Source organism: Frankia sp. CcWB2, from assembly GCF_977927585.1.
The window spans coordinates 1-2,704 of sequence record NZ_CDWRCM010000321.1 but is presented as its reverse complement, the minus strand read 5'-3'; the positions used below and the strand labels follow the sequence as shown (position 1 = coordinate 2,704).

Annotated in this window: 1 protein-coding gene, 1 tRNA gene and 2 pseudogenes; 1 reads left to right on the top strand and 3 read right to left on the bottom strand. The window is 66.8% G+C overall.

Annotated features, from left to right (window positions below):
• A pseudogene (locus ACY45C_RS21130) lies at positions 1-263 on the bottom strand (glycosyltransferase); the annotation flags it as partial.
• Between the two features lie 426 nt (positions 264-689).
• Between ACY45C_RS21130 and lysS the strand changes: the two are divergent.
• Positions 690-2,141, top strand: a complete 1,452-nt coding sequence (gene lysS, locus ACY45C_RS21125) for a lysine--tRNA ligase (protein ID WP_462189298.1) — start codon at positions 690-692, stop codon at positions 2,139-2,141.
• Between the two features lie 137 nt (positions 2,142-2,278).
• Here lysS and ACY45C_RS21120 read toward each other — a convergent pair.
• A tRNA-Ser gene (locus tag ACY45C_RS21120) sits at positions 2,279-2,369 on the bottom strand.
• 74 nt (positions 2,370-2,443) lie between these two features.
• A pseudogene (locus ACY45C_RS21115) lies at positions 2,444-2,704 on the bottom strand ([protein-PII] uridylyltransferase); the annotation flags it as partial.

Here is a 2,704-nt window from a genome sequence, read left to right as displayed (position 1 = left end):
GCGCACGCCCACGGCACACACCGGTTGACGTGCAGGACGTCGGGGCATACCCGGCGCAGCAGCCGCACGTGCGCGCCAGTCCCCCCGCGCACGACATGGACGGACGCGCCGCCGCGCCGACGGCCGGCGACCCATTCGACCAGCCCGGCGTCGGAACCGGCAACCTGGACGTCCAGGCCCGGATCCGCCGCCGCCGCGAGATTGCCCAGGCTGATCTCGGCGCCCCCACGGCCGGCTGTGTCGGTGTAGAGCAGCACCTTCACGCGATGACCACCCTATTCACCTCAACCTGTCGAACCCAACCCGGTCACACCCAACCCATCGGAGAACATTTCCGGACGGATGTGAACAAAACAAGGCGCAGAAGAGCGTTTGACTGTCGTGATACCCGCCACCAATCGTGATACCCGCCGTCAAAGGAACAAGCCCTGCCGCCCCTGGCGGCGTCGGCGTCCGAGCGTTTCGCGATCATGGAGCTGGCCGTGCCCGGCATCTCGCGGAAGCCACAATCGACCACTATCAGGATGACCTACGCCGGCTGTGGTTCGCTGAGGGTCGGTAGGCTGGAGCAGTCATCTCTGGAGCAGTCATCTACAGGATGGCGGTCCGTCGCCTGGCCCGCCCGGGAGCGTTCACGCAACGCCACCCTCGTGGCTAGCTGGTGCTTTCTGCGGCAAGAGGGTGTGTTGATGTCGATCGAGGAGTCCGGGGTAACCGAGGTGGCGGGGCCGCGGTCCGGCTACCGGACCGACGCGGTCGCGGCCGATGCCGCAGCCGCTCCCGACGGGACGGCTGTCCGTCTCGCCGGCCGCGTGGTCCTGTGGCGCCGTATGGGCGGGCTGATCTTCGGGCATCTCCAGGACCGTAGCGGCCGGGTGCAGGTTTCCCTGTCCAAGACCGATCTGGGTGCCGAGGTCGTCAAGGAATGGTCCCGGGCTGTGAAGATCGGCGACTTCGTCGGGGTCGCCGGCAGCCTCTACACCACCCGCCGCGGCGAACGGACCGTCGCCATCTCCGAGATGACGGTGCTGAACCGGACCGTGCGTGCCCTTCCGGACAAGTGGCAGGGCCTGTCCAACGTCGAGGCCCGCTACCGCCGCCGCTACCTCGACCTGCTCGTCAACGCCGAGTCCCGGGAACGCTTCCAGACCAGAGCGAACATCATCAGGCGGATTCGGCGTTTCCTTGACGACAACGACTTCCTCGAAGTCGAAACCCCGATGCTGCAAGAGGCAGGGTCCGGCGCCGCGGCCCGCCCGTTCATCACCAGGCATAACGCCCTCGGTGAGGACTTCTACCTGCGGATCTCCCCCGAGACCTATCTCAAGCGGATCGTCGTCGGCGCCTACGACCGCGTCTACGAACTCGGCCGCAACTTCCGCAACGAAGGCATGGACTCCTCGCACCTCCAGGAGTTCACGATGCTGGAGTGGTACGCCGCCTACTGGGACTACCACGACAACATGGCCTTCGTCCGCGAACTGATCCTCACGGTCCTCGACGACGTCCTCGGCACCCGGGCGGTTACCTACGAGGGTGTCAAGCTCGACTTCGGCACCGACTGGCCGGAGATCGACTACCGGGCCGAGGTGGAGCGGTACACCGGCATCGACCTCACCGTCGTCCGTGATCTTCCCACTCTGCGCGCCCGGGTGGCCGAACTCGGCCTGGACGTCGGGACCTCCCCGTCCTACGCCGGCCTGGTAGACTTGCTCTACAAGAAGACGGTCCGACCCGATCTCGTCCAGCCGTGCTTCCTCGTGCACCACCCAGCGGAACTAGTCCCGCTGGCCCGGCGCAGCGACACCGATCCCACCGCGCTTGACATGTTCCAGGTCGTGGTGAACGGCGTGGAGATCGTCAAGGCCTACTCCGAACTCGTCGACCCCGCCGAACAGCGGCAGCGGCTTGAGGAACAGGCCGCGCTGCGGGAGGCCGGTGACGACGAGACCATGATGCTCGAAGAGGACTTCATCGAGGCCATGGAATACGGGATGCCCCCGATGTCCGGCCTCGGGCTCGGCATCGACCGGTTCGTTGCCCTGCTCACCGACGCCCCGACTCTCCGCGATGTCGTCCTCTTCCCCACCATGCGCGGCGCCCACAAAGACCAGACAGCCCCCGTCGAAGATGACCTGTGACGGCTCCGGCCCGTGGGATTCCCTCGTTTCGACTCGCCCGTCCGTGGTCCCGCCGAGGCCACTGCCGCCGACTAGAGATGCATGATCTTGAAATTGTCCAGGCGTCTCGAACGTACGTTCAAAACGCCTGGTCGATGCGGAGGCTCGGGGATTTGAACCCCGGAGGGGGTGTATGCCCCCAACCGCATTAGCAGTGCGGCGCCATAGACCGGACTAGGCGAAGCCTCCCAACGTGCCTGCTCATCATAGCGTCTCCCACGACGGTGCTGACGCTTGGTCCGAGCGGATCCCGGCGGGCTGGATCACGTCTGTGTGGTCCGGCCGGCCGGTTCCGCGCGGTCCATGGGTTCCATCGGTCCCAGGGCCGCGAGGATCGCGTCCGCGATCTCACGGCGCCGTCCGCCGTCCGCCACCGGACCACCATCGGCCTCCCGCACGTAGAAGGCGTCCACCACGTCTAGTCCGAGGGTCGCGACGATGGCGGTGGCGACATCGAGGCGCAACCCGGACAGCGCCCGTACGATCCGGTACAGCACGCCGGCCTGGTCGGGGGCGCGTACCTC